The organism is Streptomyces sp. NPDC029836, assembly GCF_055574495.1.
On the sequence record NZ_JBVHZI010000002.1, the window covers coordinates 766,322 to 781,758 of the forward strand.

13 protein-coding genes are annotated in these 15,437 nt (G+C 70.9%); 1 reads left to right on the forward strand and 12 read right to left on the reverse strand.

Annotated elements, in window-relative coordinates:
- The 12 genes from ACZ4XJ_RS09260 to folC all read right to left on the reverse strand — a co-directional run.
- Positions 1–270: hypothetical protein (locus tag ACZ4XJ_RS09260; protein ID WP_468495760.1), on the reverse strand; the 270-nt coding region annotated here is incomplete at its 3' end.
- Between the two features lie 234 nt (positions 271–504).
- Positions 505–1,284, reverse strand: a complete 780-nt coding sequence (locus ACZ4XJ_RS09265; RefSeq protein ID WP_362876797.1) for a TIGR03936 family radical SAM-associated protein — start codon at positions 1,282–1,284, stop codon at positions 505–507.
- A 311-nt stretch (positions 1,285–1,595) separates the two neighbouring features.
- The gene (locus tag ACZ4XJ_RS09270) at positions 1,596–3,521 is read right to left on the reverse strand and encodes a TIGR03960 family B12-binding radical SAM protein (protein WP_362876798.1); all 1,926 of its coding nucleotides are present in this window, start codon (positions 3,519–3,521) and stop codon (positions 1,596–1,598) included.
- Positions 3,522–3,593: 72 nt separating this feature from the next.
- Positions 3,594–5,231 carry a CYTH and CHAD domain-containing protein gene (locus tag ACZ4XJ_RS09275; RefSeq protein ID WP_468495761.1) on the reverse strand — a complete coding sequence of 546 codons (1,638 nt, stop codon included), beginning with the start codon at positions 5,229–5,231 and terminating at the stop codon, positions 3,594–3,596.
- A gap of 122 nt (positions 5,232–5,353) precedes the next feature.
- Entirely contained in the window at positions 5,354–6,553 is a 1,200-nt protein-coding gene (gene rodA, locus ACZ4XJ_RS09280) for a rod shape-determining protein RodA (protein ID WP_468495762.1), read from the reverse strand.
- Positions 6,554–6,572: 19 nt separating this feature from the next.
- Complete coding sequence (mrdA, locus tag ACZ4XJ_RS09285; protein ID WP_362876801.1) at positions 6,573–8,753, reverse strand: penicillin-binding protein 2; 2,181 nt, start codon at positions 8,751–8,753, stop codon at positions 6,573–6,575.
- 13 nt (positions 8,754–8,766) lie between these two features.
- Entirely contained in the window at positions 8,767–9,471 is a 705-nt protein-coding gene (mreD, locus tag ACZ4XJ_RS09290; protein WP_281209717.1) for a rod shape-determining protein MreD, read from the reverse strand.
- Positions 9,472–9,483: 12 nt separating this feature from the next.
- Positions 9,484–10,425: a rod shape-determining protein MreC gene (gene mreC, locus ACZ4XJ_RS09295; protein ID WP_362876802.1), complete on the reverse strand. Its 942-nt coding sequence runs from the start codon at positions 10,423–10,425 to the stop codon at positions 9,484–9,486.
- 166 nt (positions 10,426–10,591) lie between these two features.
- Positions 10,592–11,611: a rod shape-determining protein gene (locus ACZ4XJ_RS09300; protein WP_069923827.1), complete on the reverse strand. Its 1,020-nt coding sequence runs from the start codon at positions 11,609–11,611 to the stop codon at positions 10,592–10,594.
- A 296-nt stretch (positions 11,612–11,907) separates the two neighbouring features.
- Entirely contained in the window at positions 11,908–12,318 is a 411-nt protein-coding gene (gene ndk, locus ACZ4XJ_RS09305; RefSeq protein WP_383991633.1) for a nucleoside-diphosphate kinase, read from the reverse strand.
- A 64-nt stretch (positions 12,319–12,382) separates the two neighbouring features.
- Positions 12,383–12,739, reverse strand: a complete 357-nt coding sequence (locus ACZ4XJ_RS09310; RefSeq protein ID WP_362876804.1) for a DUF4233 domain-containing protein — start codon at positions 12,737–12,739, stop codon at positions 12,383–12,385.
- 7 nt (positions 12,740–12,746) lie between these two features.
- Positions 12,747–14,267, reverse strand: a complete 1,521-nt coding sequence (folC, locus tag ACZ4XJ_RS09315) for a bifunctional tetrahydrofolate synthase/dihydrofolate synthase (RefSeq protein WP_362876805.1) — start codon at positions 14,265–14,267, stop codon at positions 12,747–12,749.
- A gap of 118 nt (positions 14,268–14,385) precedes the next feature.
- Here folC and ACZ4XJ_RS09320 point away from each other — a divergent pair, with 118 nt between their 5' ends.
- Positions 14,386–15,435, forward strand: coding sequence for a rod shape-determining protein (locus ACZ4XJ_RS09320; RefSeq protein WP_468495763.1), 1,050 nt, complete (start codon positions 14,386–14,388; stop codon positions 15,433–15,435).
- Positions 15,436–15,437: the final 2 nt, after the last annotated feature.

Sequence of the window (15,437 nt, forward strand, 5' to 3'; positions counted from 1 at the left end):
CTCCACCACGGGCTCGGCGACCGCCTCGACGGCGGCCGGAGCGGCGACGGCGCGGGTGGCACGACGACGGGCACGCGGTGCCGGAGCGGCGGCGGGCTCCTCGACCACGGGCGCGGGGGCTTCCGCGGTGGGGGTCTCGGCAGCGGCGACGCCGCCGCCGGGCGGGCCGGCGGGCCGGGAAGCGGCGCGACGACGCCTGCGCGGGGGCAGGTTGTCGCTGGGGCTGCCGCTGTCGGCGGCGGGGGTGTTCTCGTTTTCGGTGTTGAGCATGCGGGGTTCTCCCGTCACGCTCCCGGGCGCCGCGGCTGACGTCCGGTCCGGCACGGCTGCCGCGTAATGAGCGCGGAGCCGGCCTCCGGGGCGCGTTCGCCACACGGGAGCTGTAGTCCATGGCCGCCGGTTCCGTACGTGTTGTCCGTACGGCCTGGCGGAAGTCTTTTAGGTCAATGCGCTGCCCGACCCAGGTGGCTCCCGAGTGCCAGGGCGGCGCGACAACGACGATCCCTACGCGGCGGGACCTTCCGGCGCCTTCGCGTCGGTCGTTACGGCGGCCGTGGGTAGGGCGGCCGTGACGGCCTCGCGGTCGGGCGCGAGCGGGTCGGTCACCGTGCCGGACTCCTCGTCGAAGAGCCCCTGCGCCAGCCTGGTCACCGCTGCGGGGACCGGCGGCGCGAGGTCGGCCACAGCGTGGAGACCGGACAGGACGTCGTCGGGTCGCACGGCAGGTGTCAAGTGCCGAACAACCAGCCGCAGTATCGCACAAGCTTGGTCCAGCGGCCTATCAGCCTCAGCCGGAAGTGCTTCGAGGCTGACCACGGCCCCGCGGGTGTCGAAGGTCCGCACGCCGTTCTTGGTGCGGCGCTGGACCTCCACGGCCTCGGCCGCGAGGAAGGTGGTGACGGCGCGCTCCGCGTCCGCGGGCTCGACGCCCTCCAGGCGCAGTTCCCACACGGAGGCCGTCAGCCGGTCGGCGAGGCCCGAGGAGCGGGCTTCGACGGCGTCGATGATGTCGAGCCCGGTGGGCATGGACTCGTCGAGCAGGGCGCGGAGCTTCTCGGGGTCCCGGGGGGCCGCGAGGGCGATCTCCAGGTATTCCGCCTCACTGCCGGTACCGGTCGGCGCGGCGTTCGCGTACGAGACGCGGGGGTGCGGGGTGAAGCCGGCCGAGTACGCCATGGGGACCTCGGCGCGGCGCAGGGCCCGCTCGAAGGCTCGTTGGAAGTCTCGGTGGCTGGTGAACCGGAGGCGGCCACGCTTGGTGTAACGCAGTCGAATGCGCTGCACCACCGGTGCGGGAGGCGGGCCTTCGGGCTGTCGCTTGCCCAGTGGTTCTTCTCCTTGTGCGGGGCGGCGCGGCTCGCACGTCGCCCGGAGTGTCTGTGGGGCCTGCCGGCCACGCCCTGCCTCCGGCTCACCCCTGCGTCCTGCGCAGGGAGATCTCGGGAGCGGGCGCGTTGCCTGCGGCTTTCGTACTACCCACAGTACGCGCCCGTGACCTCCCCGGTTCCCCGGGAGGGGCACCGAACGCGGACGTGCCCCCCACCGATTTCGGCGAGGGGCACGTCCGGAGCTTCAGCGGCCGGGTCGGCCGGAGGTCACTTCACGACCGACAGCGGCAGAAGCTTCTGGCCGGTCGGGCCGATCTGGATCTGGGTGTCCATCTGCGGACAAACGCCGCAGTCGAAGCACGGGGTCCAGCGGCAGTCCTCGACCTCGGTCTCGTCGAGGGCGTCCTGCCAGTCCTCCCAGAGCCAGTCCTTGTCGAGACCGGAGTCCAGGTGGTCCCACGGCAGGACCTCCTCGTAGGTGCGTTCGCGGGTCGTGTACCAGGCCACGTCGACGCCGTACGCGGGCAGCGCCTTCTCGGCGGCCTGCATCCAACGGTCGTACGAGAAGTGTTCGCGCCAGCCGTCGAAGCGGCCGCCGGACTCGTACACGGCGCGGATGACGTCGCCGATGCGGCGGTCGCCGCGCGAGAGCAGGCCCTCGACGATGCCGGGCTTGCCGTCGTGGTAACGGAAGCCGATGGAGCGGCCGTACTTCTTGTCGCCGCGCAGCTTGTCGCGGAGCTTGCCGAGACGGGCGTCCGTCTCCTCGGCCGACAGCTGCGGCGCCCACTGGAACGGGGTGTGCGGCTTGGGCACGAACCCGCCGATGGACACCGTGCAGCGGATGTCGTTCTGGCCGGAGACCTCGCGGCCCTTGGCGATGACGTTGACCGCCATGTCGCCGATCTGGAGGACGTCCTCGTCGGTCTCGGTCGGCAGGCCGACCATGAAGTACAGCTTCACCTGGCGCCAGCCGTTGCCGTACGCGGTGGCGACGGTGCGGATCAGGTCCTCTTCCGAGACCATCTTGTTGATGACCTTGCGCATGCGCTCGGAGCCGCCCTCGGGGGCGAAGGTGAGGCCCGAGCGGCGGCCGTTGCGGGTCAGCTCGTTGGCGAGGTCCACGTTGAAGGCGTCCACGCGGGTCGACGGGAGGGACAGGCCCACCTTGTCGTCCGCGTAGCGGTCCGCGAGGCCCTTGGCGATGTCGGCGATCTCGGTGTGGTCGGCGGAGGACAGCGAGAGCAGGCCGACCTCCTCGAAGCCGGTCGCCTTCAGGCCCTTCTCCACCATTTCGCCGATGCCGGTGATGCTTCGCTCCCGTACGGGGCGCGTGATCATGCCGGCCTGGCAGAAGCGGCAGCCGCGGGTGCAGCCGCGGAAGATCTCCACGGACATCCGCTCGTGGACGGTCTCGGCGAGCGGGACCAGGGGCTGCTTGGGGTACGGCCATTCGTCGAGGTCCATGACGGTGTGCTTGGACACGCGCCACGGCACGCCGGAGCGGTTCGGCACGACACGACCGATGCGGCCGTCCGGCAGGTACTCGACGTCGTAGAAGCCCGGGACGTACACGCCGCCGGTCTTGGCGAGGCGGAGCAGGACCTCCTCGCGACCGCCGGGGCGGCCCTCGGCCTTCCAGGCGCGGATGATCTCGGTCATGTCGAGGACGGCCTGTTCGCCGTCGCCGATGACGGCGCAGTCGATGAACTCCGCGATCGGCTCGGGGTTGAAGGCCGCGTGGCCGCCCGCGAGGACGATCGGGTGGTCGATCGTGCGGTTCCTGGCCTCCAGCGGGATGCCCGCGAGGTCCAGGGCCGTCAGCATGTTGGTGTAACCGAGTTCGGTGGAGAACGACAGTCCGAAGACGTCGAAGGAGCCGACCGGGCGGTGGCTGTCCACGGTGAACTGCGGCACCTTGTGCTCGCGCATCAGTTCTTCGAGGTCCGGCCACACGGAGTAGGTGCGCTCCGCGAGGACGCCCTCCCGCTCGTTCAGCACCTCGTAGAGGATCATGACGCCCTGGTTGGGCAGCCCGACCTCGTACGCGTCCGGGTACATGAGCGCCCAGCGGACGTCCGCGCTCTCCCACGGCTTCACCGTGGAGTTGAGCTCACCGCCGACGTACTGGATGGGCTTCTGCACATGCGGGAGCAGAGCTTCGAGCTGTGGGAAGACCGACTCGGACATCACGCGACTTTCGTGAAGCGGGCAGGGGGCGACTCTCAAGCGTACCCCGAGGGCCGCCGGCCCCCGCCCACATGATCACGTGAGGGCGGACCTCAGTTCCGGGTCGCGCGCCCGGTCCCAGACGTCCGGGAGTTCCCGTTCGAGGCGTTCGGCGAACGCCTCCTCGCGGGCGTACAGCAGACCCCACGTGAAGGACGCCTCGCTCGCGCCGACCGCCTCCTCGGCGATGCCGCGCAGCGCCTCGCGGGACACCACGCTGTCCTGGTGGTCGCCGAGCAGGGTCTGTACGGACTTGGCGGATTTCGACATCCGCTTCGCCGGTTTGCCGAGCGCGGAGCGGGCGGCGTCGGCCGCGTACCGGGCCCGTTTGGCGGCCTTGCGGGCGCCGTGCAGGGCCACGTCGCGGTCGGCTCCCGGCTCCATCGCCAGGGCCTGCTCGACGCGCTCCGCGAGGCGCTCGTCGTCGTGCAGCAGGCCCTTCGGCAGGACGCTTTCGGCGGGCCGGGCGGCGGCCTTGAGCAGCGGCGGGTCGGCGAGCACGGCGTCGAGGGAGTCCAGCAGGGCCAGGTACCAGGCGCTGTCGAGCGCGGCCAGGGCCTTGCCGCGGGAGGCCTGGCGGCGGGCGGTGTCCCAGGTCCGCAGCCGGTCGGCGACGGGGCCGAGCCGCAGCTCGGCGGGGACCTCGTCGAGCCGCTCGCGCAGCCGCCGCGCGAGGACCTCCTGGTCGCGGTCGACGCCGAGTTCGGCGGCCAGCCGGCGCAGTTGCTCGGCGATGGGGTCGGTGACCTCGCGGTCCAGGACCTTGCGGTGGCTCTTGAAGGCGCTGCGCAGTCGGCGGGTGGCGACGCGCATCTGGTGCACGGAGTCGGGGAGGTCGCGGCGGACGGCGGGGTCCTGCGCCACGAGGATGTCGCGCTGCTCGCGCAGGTACGCGAGCACGTGCGCGCCGGCCGATCCGTCGGCGGGCCCGGTGCCGGGCGGGGCGGGCGGCGCGGCGCCGGTGTCGGCGAGGGCGCGGGCCAGTTTCGAGGGGGCGTCGGAGACCTTGAGGCCGGCTGCGTGGAAGGTCTTCTCGACGGCGTCCAGCAGGGCGGGGTCCGTCCCGTCGGCGAGTTCGACCTCGACCTCGGTCCATTCGGCGGTGGCGGCGCCCCGCTCGGCGAGGACGGCGTCGGTGGACAGTTCGGCGAGCAGGTGGCCGTCGGCGTCGAGCAGGTGGGTCAGGTCGCGGGAGGAGACCAGTCGGACCTGCGGTTCCAGGGGCTGTCGCCGGATCCGGGAGCGTACGAGGGCGGCGAGGGCGCCGGGTACGGAGTCGGAGTCCCGATCGGGGTCCTCGGACGCGGCGAGCGGGGCGTGGACCTCGTCGCGGACTCCCGGGGAGACGGGCAGTTTGAGGTGCCAGCCGGCGTCCTCGCCGCCCGTTCTGCGCCGCAGGGTCACCCCGCCGGCGGCGAGCCGGCGGTCGGGGGTGTCGTAGTAGACGGCGTCGAGCAGGACGGTGCCGCGGCCGCGGGTCCGCGCGATCCCGGCGGTGCCGATCAGGTCGGGGACGCGGGCCGGGTCCGCCCCGGATTTCGCGCGCTTGCCCGGTTTCGCGCCCTTGCGGGGGCGGTCGTCCTTCGCGGGTTTCCCGGCCTCCTTCGCGGGTTTCCCGGCCTTGCCGGGCGCGAACTCGAATTTCCGCTCGATCTCACGCTTGCTGTCCGCCATGAACCGAATCTAGACCGGTTCGGGTCGCGGCGGGAGGGCGCCACGACGCACCGCGGGCGGGCCGGGGTGGTCCCGACCCGCCCGCGGACCCGCTGTCGGTCCCCGTTCGGCCCCGTCCGCCGTCAGGCGGACAGGGGCCGTTGCACCCGGATGGATTGGAGCAGGCCCACCGCTATCCACACGGCGAACATCGAGGATCCGCCGTAGGACACGAAGGGCAGTGGCAGGCCGGCGACCGGCATGATGCCGAGGGTCATGCCGATGTTCTCGAAGGACTGGAAGGCGAACCAGGCGATGATCCCGGCGCAGACGATCGTCCCGTACAGCTCGGTGGTCTCGCGGGCGATCATGCAGGCCCGCCACAGCACGATGCCGATCAGGACGAGGATCAGTCCGGCTCCGAGGAAGCCCAGCTCCTCCCCCGCGACCGTGAAGACGAAGTCGGTCTGCTGCTCGGGCACGAACTGGCCGGTGGTCTGGGAGCCCTTGAAGAGGCCGGAGCCGGTCAGTCCGCCGGAGCCGATCGCGATGCGGGCCTGGTTGGTGTTGTAGCCGACGCCCGCCGGGTCGAGTTCGGGGTTGGCGAAGGCGGCGAAGCGGTTGATCTGGTACTCGTCGAGGACGCCGAGCTGCCAGATCAGGATCGCCCCGCCGGCGCCGGAGCCGATCAGGCCGAGCACCCAGCGGTTGGACGCGCCGGAGCCGAGCAGGACGCCGAGCACGATGACGACCATCACCATGACGGAGCCGAGGTCGGGCATCAGCATGACGATGCCCATCGGGGCGGCGGCCAGACACAGCGCCTTGACGACGGTGCGGTGGTCGGGGTGGGCGAGGTCGCCCGCGTCCACCCGCGCCGCGAGCAGCATCGCCATGCCCAGGATGATCGTGATCTTCACGAACTCGGAGGGCTGGAGCGAGAAGCCGCCGCCGATGACGATCCACGCGTGGGCGCCGTTGATGGTGGCGCCCAGCGGGGTGAGCACCGCGATGATCAGGACCAGCGAGAGCCCGTACAGGACCGGTACGGCGCCGCGCAGGGTGCGGTGTCCGAGCCAGATGGTGCCGATCATCAGCAGGAGGCCGATGCCGGTGTTCATGGCGTGCCGGAACAGGAAGTAGTACGGGTCGCCCTGGTTCAGCTGGGTCCGGTTGCGGGTGGCGGACCACACCAGCAGGGAGCCGATGAAGGACAGGGCGAGGGCGGAGAGGAGTATCGGCCAGTCGAGCCGGCGTACGACGGAGTCGCGGGCGGTGAGCTTGGCCACCGTCCCGCGCTCGGGCGCGTACCGGGAGACGGAGAACTTGTTGGGGGTCTGCATGTCGTGCGGTCCTCGGTCCTCAGTCCTGGTGCTTGGGGGGTGCGGCGGGGGGCCCGGCGAGTGCGGGCGGTGCCAGCTCCTCCGGGGACGGCGGCACGTAGGGCTTGATCTCGGGGGCCTCGATGGAGCCGTCCGGGTTGACCCTGGGGAGTTGGGCCTGCGGCTTCGGCAGCAGGGCCCGCTTCGGGTCCTGGTTGCCGGCCATGTCGAGCCCGTACATGGCGTTGTAGATGTTGCGGACGGCGGGCCCGGAGGCGCCGGAGCCGGTGCCGCCCTGGGAGATCGTCATGACGATGGTGAAGTCGTCGGTGTAGGTCGCCAGCCAGGAGGTGGTCTGCTTGCCGTAGACCTGGGCGGTGCCGGTCTTGGCCCGCATCGGGATCTTGTCGAGGGGCCAGCCGCCGAACCGCCAGGCGGCGGTGCCGCCGGGCGCGACGACGGAGCGCAGACCCTTGTCCAGGTCGTTGATCGTCTTGGCGTCGATGGGCAGCCGGCCGTGGGAGGCGGGCTTAATCATGTCGACGCGCTTGCCGTCGGGGCTGATCACGGCCTTGCCGACGGTGGGGTTGTAGAGGGTGCCGCCGTTGCTGATGGCGGCGTAGGCGGTGGCCATCTGGATGGGGGTGACGAGGACGTCGCCCTGGCCGATGGCGAAGTTGATGCTGTCGAACGCCTTGAGCTGGTTGCCCTCCAGGCAGTTCTCGTAGGCGATCTGCTGGACGTAGGTGCCGCCCTTCTTGCCCTGCTTGCACCAGGAGTCCTTGTTGGCCGTCCAGAAGTTCTTCTTCCAGCGGCGGTCGGGGATCCGGCCGGTGACCTCGTTCGGCAGGTCGACGCCGGTCTCCGAGCCGAGCCCGAACTCGCGGGCGGTCCGGTAGAACCAGTCGTGGGCGTCCTTCTTGGGCTTGAGGCCGCCGTCGCGCTGCCATTCCTTGTGGCCGAGGGCGTAGAAGACGGTGTTGCAGGAGAACTTGAGGGCGTCCCCGAGGCTGATGGGGCCGTGGCCCTTGGACTCGAAGTTCGCGAAGCTGCGGCCGCCCAGGCTGTAGGAGCTGCTGCAGTTGTACCTGCTGTCGAAGGCGTAGCCGGCCCGTACGGCCGCGCTCGCCGAGACCACCTTGAAGATGGAGCCGGCGGGGGCCTGGCCCTGGATGGCCCGGTTGAGCAGCGGGTAGTTGGAGCTCTTGCTGGTGAGCCGGGCGTAGTCGGTGCCGGAGATGCCGCCGACCCAGGCGTTGGGGTCGTAGTCGGGCTGGGAGGCCATCGCCACGATGCGGCCGGTCTTGGTCTCCATGACGACGACGGCGCCCGAGTCGGCCTCGTACTTGCGGCCGGTGATGTTGTCGGTCTCGTTGCGGACGGTCTTCATCGCCGCTTGGAGTTCGAACTCGGCGACGGACTGGACCCGCGCGTCGATGCTGGTGACGAGCGTGGCCCCGGGGACGCCCGGGTCGGACTTGGTCTGGCCCATGACGCGGCCGAGGTTGTCCACCTCGTACGAGGTGACCTCCGCCTTGCCCCGCAGCTGCGTGTCGTAGGTCCGCTCGATGCCGGAGCGGCCGACCTGGTCGGAGCGCAGGTGGGGCGAGTCGGTGTCCTTGGCCTTCTGGATCTCCACGTCGGTGACGGGCGAGAGGTAGCCGAGGACCTGCGCGGTACGGGTCCCGCCGGGGGCGGGGTAGCGGCGGACGGCGGTGGGTTCCGCGGTGATGCCGGGGAAGTCCTCGGGGCGTTCGCGCAGTTGCAGTGCCTGCTGCGTGGTGGCTTCGAGGGTGACCGGGATCGGCTGGTACGGGGAGCCGTTCCAGCAGGGCTTGGGGGTCTCGGAGTCGCAGAGCCTGACCTTGTCCATGACCTCCTTGGGGGTCATGTCCAGGACGCCGGCGAGGCGGGTCATGACGGCCTTGCCCCGGTCCTTCATCTTCATCAGTCGGGTGCGGCTGGCGGAGACGACCAGGCGGGTCTCGTTGTCGGCGAGGGCGACGCCGCGGGCGTCGAGGATGGAGCCGCGCACGGCGGGCTGCACGACCCGCTGGACGTGGTTGCTCTTCGCCTCGTGGTAGTACTCCTCGCCGTTGCGGATCTGGAGGTACCACAGGCGTCCGCCGAGGGTGACGAACATGGAGAGGACGAGCACCTGGATGATGACCAGGCGGATCCGCACCCGTGAGGTGCGGCCGGTCTCGGGGATGTTGCTCACGTCCGCTCCCGTCTCACAGTTTCTTGACGCTCTTCACGCTCTTCACTGCCTTGACGCCCTTTATGCGGCCGGCCCGGTTGGCACGGCCCCGTGCGGTCTTCAGGCGCAGGCCGCCGCGCTGGCTGCCGATGCGCAGTCCGGTGCCGCCGGCGAGCCAGCCGCTGGACACGTCGTTGCCCTGGGGCGGTCCGCCGCCCGCTTCGACCGCCATCGGGTCGTTCTCGGCGCGCCGGGCCAGGGCCATGATGAACGGCACCGTGAAGGGCGCGAGGAGCAGGTCGTAGAGGGTGGCGGTGAACACCAGCCCGGTCAGGCCCACGTGCCGGGCGGCGGTGTCGCCGACGAGGGCGCCCACGCCGGCGTACAGCAGGGTCGAGCCGATGGCGGCGGCGACGACGGTGAGCATCGGCCCCCAGGCCGAGCGGAACCGTCCGTTGTCGGGCCGGACCAGGCCGACGAGGTAGCCGATCAGGCACAGCACGAGCGCGTAGCGCCCGGCGGCGTGGTCGGCGGGCGGCGCCAGGTCGGTGAGCAGTCCGGCGCCGAAGCCGATGAGGGCGCCGCTGAGGTGCCCGTAGACCAGGGCGAGGGCGACGACGGTCAGCAGCACGAGGTCGGGTACCGCCCCCGGCAGTTGGAGCCGGCCGAGCACGCAGACCTGGACGACGAGGGCGACCACGATGAGGGTGGCCGAGAGCAGGATCCGGTTGAAGCGCATGACGGTCAGCTCCTACTCGTCGGCCGGCTTGCCGGACACGCCGGCGGACGGGGTGACGGTGACCGTGACGGTCGGGGTCGGCTTGGGGGCCTCGGGCTTGGGCGGCAGGACGGTGTCGCGGGGGTCCTCGCGCGGGGGCATGACGACGACGCCGACGATGTCCAGGCGGGAGAAGCCCACGTACGGGCGGATCCACACGGTCCGGGTCAGGTCGCCGCGCGAGGGGTCTACCTTGACGACCTCGCCGATCGGGACGCCGGGAACGAAGGGCTTGTTCCCGCGCGAGCCGAAGGTGACGAGCCGGTCGCCCGGGCTCACCTTGGCCTTGCCGTTGAGCATCTGGACGGACAGCGCCCGGTCGCCCTGCCCGGTGGCGAAGCCGAGTTCGTTGGTCTTCTCCAGCCGCGTTCCGACGGTGAAGTCGGGGTCGTTGGCCAGGACGACGGTGGAGGTGTCGGGGCCGACGGTGGCGACCCGGCCGACGAGGCCGTCGCCGTTGAGGACGGTCATGTCGCGCTCGATGCCGTCCTTGCTGCCGGCGTCGATGGTGACGGTCCAGGAGAAGCCCTGGGCCGCTCCTATGGCGATGACCTCGGCGCCCTTGATGCCGTACTGGCCGGCGCCGGCCCGCTTGAGCATCTCGTCGAGTTCGCGGATCCGGCTGCGGTTCTGGTCCTCGCTGCCGAGCTTCGCCTTCATCATGCTGTTCTCGCGTTCGAGCGTGGCGATCCGGTTGTGGCGCTCACCGGAGTCGCGTACCGCCCCTATGGCGTGGGCGACCGGGTCCACCGCGGTCGCGACGCCCTTTTCCACCGGGCCGAAGACCGCCGCGGCGGCCTGCCGGGCACCGTCGACCGGGGACTCCTCACCCGCTCTGATGTCCACCGTGATCAATGCGAACGCGATGGCGATCAGAAGCACCAGGAGCAGCCGGCTCTCTCGTGTGTCCCTCACGTGCGGCGGCCGTGCCTTCCTCGTAGATACCGTGCGGCGGAGCCGCTCCGGTGGAGCCGGGACTCCGACCGGACTGTGCCTGTATATCAACGATCCGCCGCACCGGCGCGCTAGCACCCGTACGGCGGATCCTTGTGTTCCGCTTGCCCCTTCGACGGGGATCCGCTCATCGTCGGGGCTGGGCGTCCAGGACCTGCTGGAGGGCTTCGAACTCCTCCACGCACTTGCCGGAGCCGAGTGCGACGGAGTCGAGCGGATCCTCCGCGATGTGGATCGGCATGCCCGTCTCGCGGCGCAGCCGCTCGTCGAGGCCGCGCAGCAGGGCGCCGCCTCCAGTCAGCACGATGCCGCGGTCCATGATGTCGCCGGAGAGTTCCGGCGGGCACTTGTCGAGGGTCGTCTTGACCGCGTCGACGATGGCGTTGACCGGCTCCTCGATGGCCTTCCGCACCTCGGCCGCGGAGATGACCACGGTCTTGGGCAGGCCCGAGACGAGGTCGCGACCGCGGATCTCGGTGTGCTCGTCCTTGTCGAGGTCGTACGCCGACCCGATCGTGATCTTGATCTGTTCGGCGGTGCGCTCGCCGAGGAGGAGCGAGTACTCCTTCTTGATGTGCTGGATGATCGCGTTGTCCAGCTCGTCACCGGCGACCCGGATGGACTGTGCCGTGACGATTCCGCCGAGGGAGATGACGGCGACCTCGGTGGTGCCGCCGCCGATGTCCACGACCATGTTTCCGGTGGCCTCGTGGACGGGCAGGCCCGCGCCGATGGCGGCGGCCATGGGCTCCTCGATGATGTGCACCTGGCGGGCGCCGGCCTGCGTGGACGCCTCGATGACGGCGCGCCGCTCCACTCCCGTGATGCCGGAGGGCACGCAGACCACCACGCGCGGGCGGGCCAGGTAGCGGCGCTTGTGGATCTTGAGGATGAAGTACCGGAGCATCCGCTCGGTGATCTCGAAGTCGGCGATCACGCCGTCCTTGAGGGGCCGTACGGCGACGATGTTGCCGGGCGTCCGCCCGATCATCTTCTTCGCCTCGGAGCCGACCGCCAGGATGCCACCGGTGTTCGTGTTGATGGCGACCACGGACGGCTCGTTCAGGACGATTCCCCGGCCCCTCACGTACACCAGCGTGTTGGCGGTCCCGAGGTCGATCGCCATGTCACGGCCGATGAACGACATAGTGTTCCCCTTGTTCCCCATGAGGAGCGTCTGGCCTTCCAGTTGATAGCGGCTGCTGTCAGGTCGGCGAGGTGGGTGTGTGGGTGGAGGCCCCATCGTAGTGCCGCAAGTGCGGACACCGCGCGACGGGACTCCGGCAATCCCGCCGGAACGGATACCCGTCCCCTTAGTGGTGACGTCGCGTCCTGCCCATGCGTTCCCCGAAGGGCCCGGCTATACCGAAGGGCGACCGAAATTACTTCGGTCGCCCCAGGTCATGAGCGCTATTCGGCTGATGTCTCGTCAGTAAGGACTAATCAGAGCGCGGGGAAGAACAGCTTCAGTTCCCGCTCCGCGGACTCCTCGGAATCCGACGCGTGGATCAGGTTCTCCCGGGTGATGCTGCCGAAGTCACCCCGGATGGAGCCGGGCGCGGCGGCGATCGGGTCGGTGGGTCCGGCCAGCTGCCGGACGCCCTCGATGACGCGTTCCCCTTCGACCACCAGGGCGACGACGGGACCGCTCGACATGAAGCCCATGAGCGGCTCGTAGAAGGGCTTGCCCCGGTGCTCGCCGTAGTGGGTCTCCAGCGTCTGCGCGTCCAGCGTGCGCAGCTCCAGCGCGGGGATGGTCCAACCGGCCTTGCGCTCGATGCGGCCGACGATCTCGCCGATCAGGCCGCGGCGGACGGCGTCGGGCTTGAGCAGGACGAGCGTGCGCTGGGTCATGTGGGAACTCCTTGCGGCATACGGGTGCGGTAGGGCGAATCTACAGGGCCGTCACGGTGAACCGTCACGCAGCGTCAGGAGCTGCCGCTTCCGCCTGCGCGGCCCAGCGGGCCTTGACGGCGTCGATCCGCCGGCCGTAGTGCACTGAGCACCACCACAGGGCGGCGAACACCGCGCCCAGGAAGAACATCGTCGGCACCACGAAACCGCTCGCGATCAGCCCGACCTGGAGCGCCCAGCCCAGCTGTACGGCGCCCGGGCGCGAGAGCATCCCGCACAACAGCACCGACAGCAGCATCGTCACGCCGCAGACCGTCCACACCTGGGCCTGGGTCAGGTCCGGGTTCTTCATGGCCACCAGGCCCGCGAAGCCGACGATGAAGAACTCACCGATCAGCGTGCTCGCGCAGAGCGTGCGCATCGATCCCTCAGCCTCTCTTGAACAGCAGGCGGGCCTCGCCCACCGTGATCACGGAACCGGTCACCAGGACCCCGGCCCCTCCGTACTCGGCCTCTTCCTCCGCCAGGGTGACGGCGGCCTCCAGCGCGTCGTCGAGCCGCGGCTCGACCTGCACCCGGTCGGCGCCGAAGACCTCGACGGCGACGGCCGCCAGCTCGTCCGCACCCATCGCCCGGTGGCTGGTGTTCTCCGTGACGACGACCTCCGCGAAGATCGGCTCGAAGGCCTCCAGCACCCCCTTGACGTCCTTGCCCTCGCTCGCCGCCACGACCCCGATGAGCCGGCTGAAGCCGAACGCCTCGGTGACCGCCTCGGCCGTGACCCGCGCCCCGGCCGGGTTGTGCGCGGCGTCCAACACCACGGTCGGACTGCGGCGCACCACCTCCATGCGGCCCGGCGAGGTCACCGAGGCGAACGCCTTCCGCACGGTGTCCCCGTCGAGCTCGCGGGCGTGCTCCCCGCCGATCCCGAAGAACGCCTCGACGGCCGCCAGGGCGACGGCCGCGTTGTGCGCCATGTGGGCGCCGTACAGCGGCAGGAAGATGCCGTCGTACTCGCCGCCCACCCCGCGCAGGGTCAGCATCTGGCCGCCGACCGCCACCTCGCGGGAGACGACGCCGAACTCCATGCCCTCGCGGGCCACCGTCGCGTCGACCTCGACGGCCTTCTTCAGCAGCACCTGCGCCGCGTCCACCGGCTGCTGCGCCAGGATGACCGTCGCGTCCTGCTTGATGATGCCGCCCTTCTCCTGGGCGATCTCACCGGGCGTCGTGCCGAGCCGGTCGGTGTGGTCGAGGCTGATCGGGGTGACCACCGCGACCGTGCCGTCGATGACGTTCGTCGCGTCCCAGCTGCCGCCCATGCCGACCTCGACGACGGCCACGTCCACGGGCGCGTCCGCGAAGGCCGCGTACGCCATGCCCGTGAGCACCTCGAAGAAGGACAGCCGGTACTCCTCGGCGGCGTCCACCATCTCCACGTACGGCTTCACGTCGTGGTACGTCTCGATGAAGCGCTCGGCGCTGATCGGGGCGCCGTCCAGGCTGATCCGCTCGGTGACGGACTGCACGTGCGGGCTGGTGTAGCGGCCCGTGCGCAGCTCGAAGGCGTTCAGCAGGGCCTCGATCATGCGGGCGGTGCTGGTCTTGCCGTTGGTGCCGGTCAGGTGGATCGACGGGTACGCGCGCTGCGGCTCGCCCAGGACGTCCATCAGCGCGGAGATCCGACTGACGGAGGGCTCCAGCTTGGTCTCGCCCCAGCGGGTCGCCAGCTCCTGCTCCACCTCCAGCAGCGCCTTCGCCACCTCGGGGTCCTCGGGGCGGGACGGCACGGGGTCGCCCTGCGGTGCTCCGGCCTGCGCGCGCAGGGTGCGGCTGCCGGCCTCGATCACCGCCAGGTCGGGGTCGCGGTCGGACTCCTCCGCCACGATCTGGTCGAACGCGTCGACGGTGTTGTCTCGGTCGGGGCTCTCGGGCTGCTGGTCACTCACGGACCCCAGTCTACGGACGGGGGCCCCGAGGACTTTCGGCCCGGCCGTTTCGGGACCTTCGGCGGGGAACGCGACCGGATCGTTATGCAAGCCTTGCGGACAGGAGATTGGGGAACAAATGCCGCAGGCCAGCACCAAAAAGACCGCTTCCAGCCGCGACATAGGAATCGACCTCGGGACCGCCAACACCCTCGTCTACGCCCGGGGCCACGGGATCGTCCTCAATGAGCCGTCCGTGGTGGCGGTCAAGGCCGGTACGACCACGGCGCTCGCCGTCGGTACGGAGGCCAAGGAGACCATCGGCCGCACCCCGGGTTCCATCACCGCGATCCGCCCCCTGCGGGGCGGGGTGATCTGCGACTACGAGGCCGCCGAGGAGATGCTCCGGCACTTCGTGCGCAAGGCCGTCCCGGGCCGCCGGCCGCGCACCCGGATGGTCATCTGCGTGCCCTCGGGGGTGACGCCGGTCGAGCGGCGGGCCATCGTGAACGCCTCCGCCCGGGCCGGCGCGAAGTCCGTCCACCTCATCGAGGAACCGATGGCCGCTGCCATCGGCGCGGGACTCCCCGTCGCCGAGGCCCGCGGCTCGATGGTCGTCGACATCGGCGGCGGCACCTCCGAGGTGGCCGTGATCTCGCTGGGCGGCATCGTCACCGCGCAGTCCCTGCGGATCGGCGGCGACCGGCTCGACGCGGCGATCATCGACCACGTCCGCAGGGGACACTCCCTGCTGATCGGCGAGCGCACCGCCGAGGACGTCAAGGTCGCCATCGGCTCCGCCGGGCCCGTCCCGGACCGGCCCGAACTGGAGACCCGCACTTTCACCGTGCGCGGCCGCGAGCGGGTGGGCGGCATGCCCAAGACCCTGGAACTCACCGCCCAGGACGTCCGGGCGGCGCTCGACGAACCGATCGAGGCCATCATCGCGGCCGTCCGCACCACCCTGGAGGAGTGCCCCCCGGAACTCTCCGGCGACGTCATGGAACACGGCATCGTCCTCACCGGCGGCGGCGCGCTCCTGCCCGGCCTGGACCCGCGCATCGCCGCGGCGACCGGCATCCCGGTCTTCGTCGCGGACGACCCGCTGGACTGCGTGGCCCTCGGCTCGGGCCGCTGCGTCGAGGACCTGGACACCCTGAGCGCCCTCCTCGCGCCGGCGAAGGGCTGACC

Coding starts and splice junctions, on each gene's coding strand:
- ndk (WP_383991633.1), bottom strand. CDS start 12,318: ATGACCCAGCGCACGCTCGTCCTGCTCAAGCCCGACGCCGTCCGCCGC.
- ACZ4XJ_RS09320 (WP_468495763.1), top strand. CDS start 14,386: ATGCCGCAGGCCAGCACCAAAAAGACCGCTTCCAGCCGCGACATAGGA.
- ACZ4XJ_RS09300 (WP_069923827.1), bottom strand. CDS start 11,611: ATGTCGTTCATCGGCCGTGACATGGCGATCGACCTCGGGACCGCCAAC.
- rodA (WP_468495762.1), bottom strand. CDS start 6,553: ATGCAGACCCCCAACAAGTTCTCCGTCTCCCGGTACGCGCCCGAGCGC.
- ACZ4XJ_RS09310 (WP_362876804.1), bottom strand. CDS start 12,739: ATGCGCACGCTCTGCGCGAGCACGCTGATCGGTGAGTTCTTCATCGTC.
- mreD (WP_281209717.1), bottom strand. CDS start 9,471: ATGCGCTTCAACCGGATCCTGCTCTCGGCCACCCTCATCGTGGTCGCC.
- ACZ4XJ_RS09275 (WP_468495761.1), bottom strand. CDS start 5,231: ATGGCGGACAGCAAGCGTGAGATCGAGCGGAAATTCGAGTTCGCGCCC.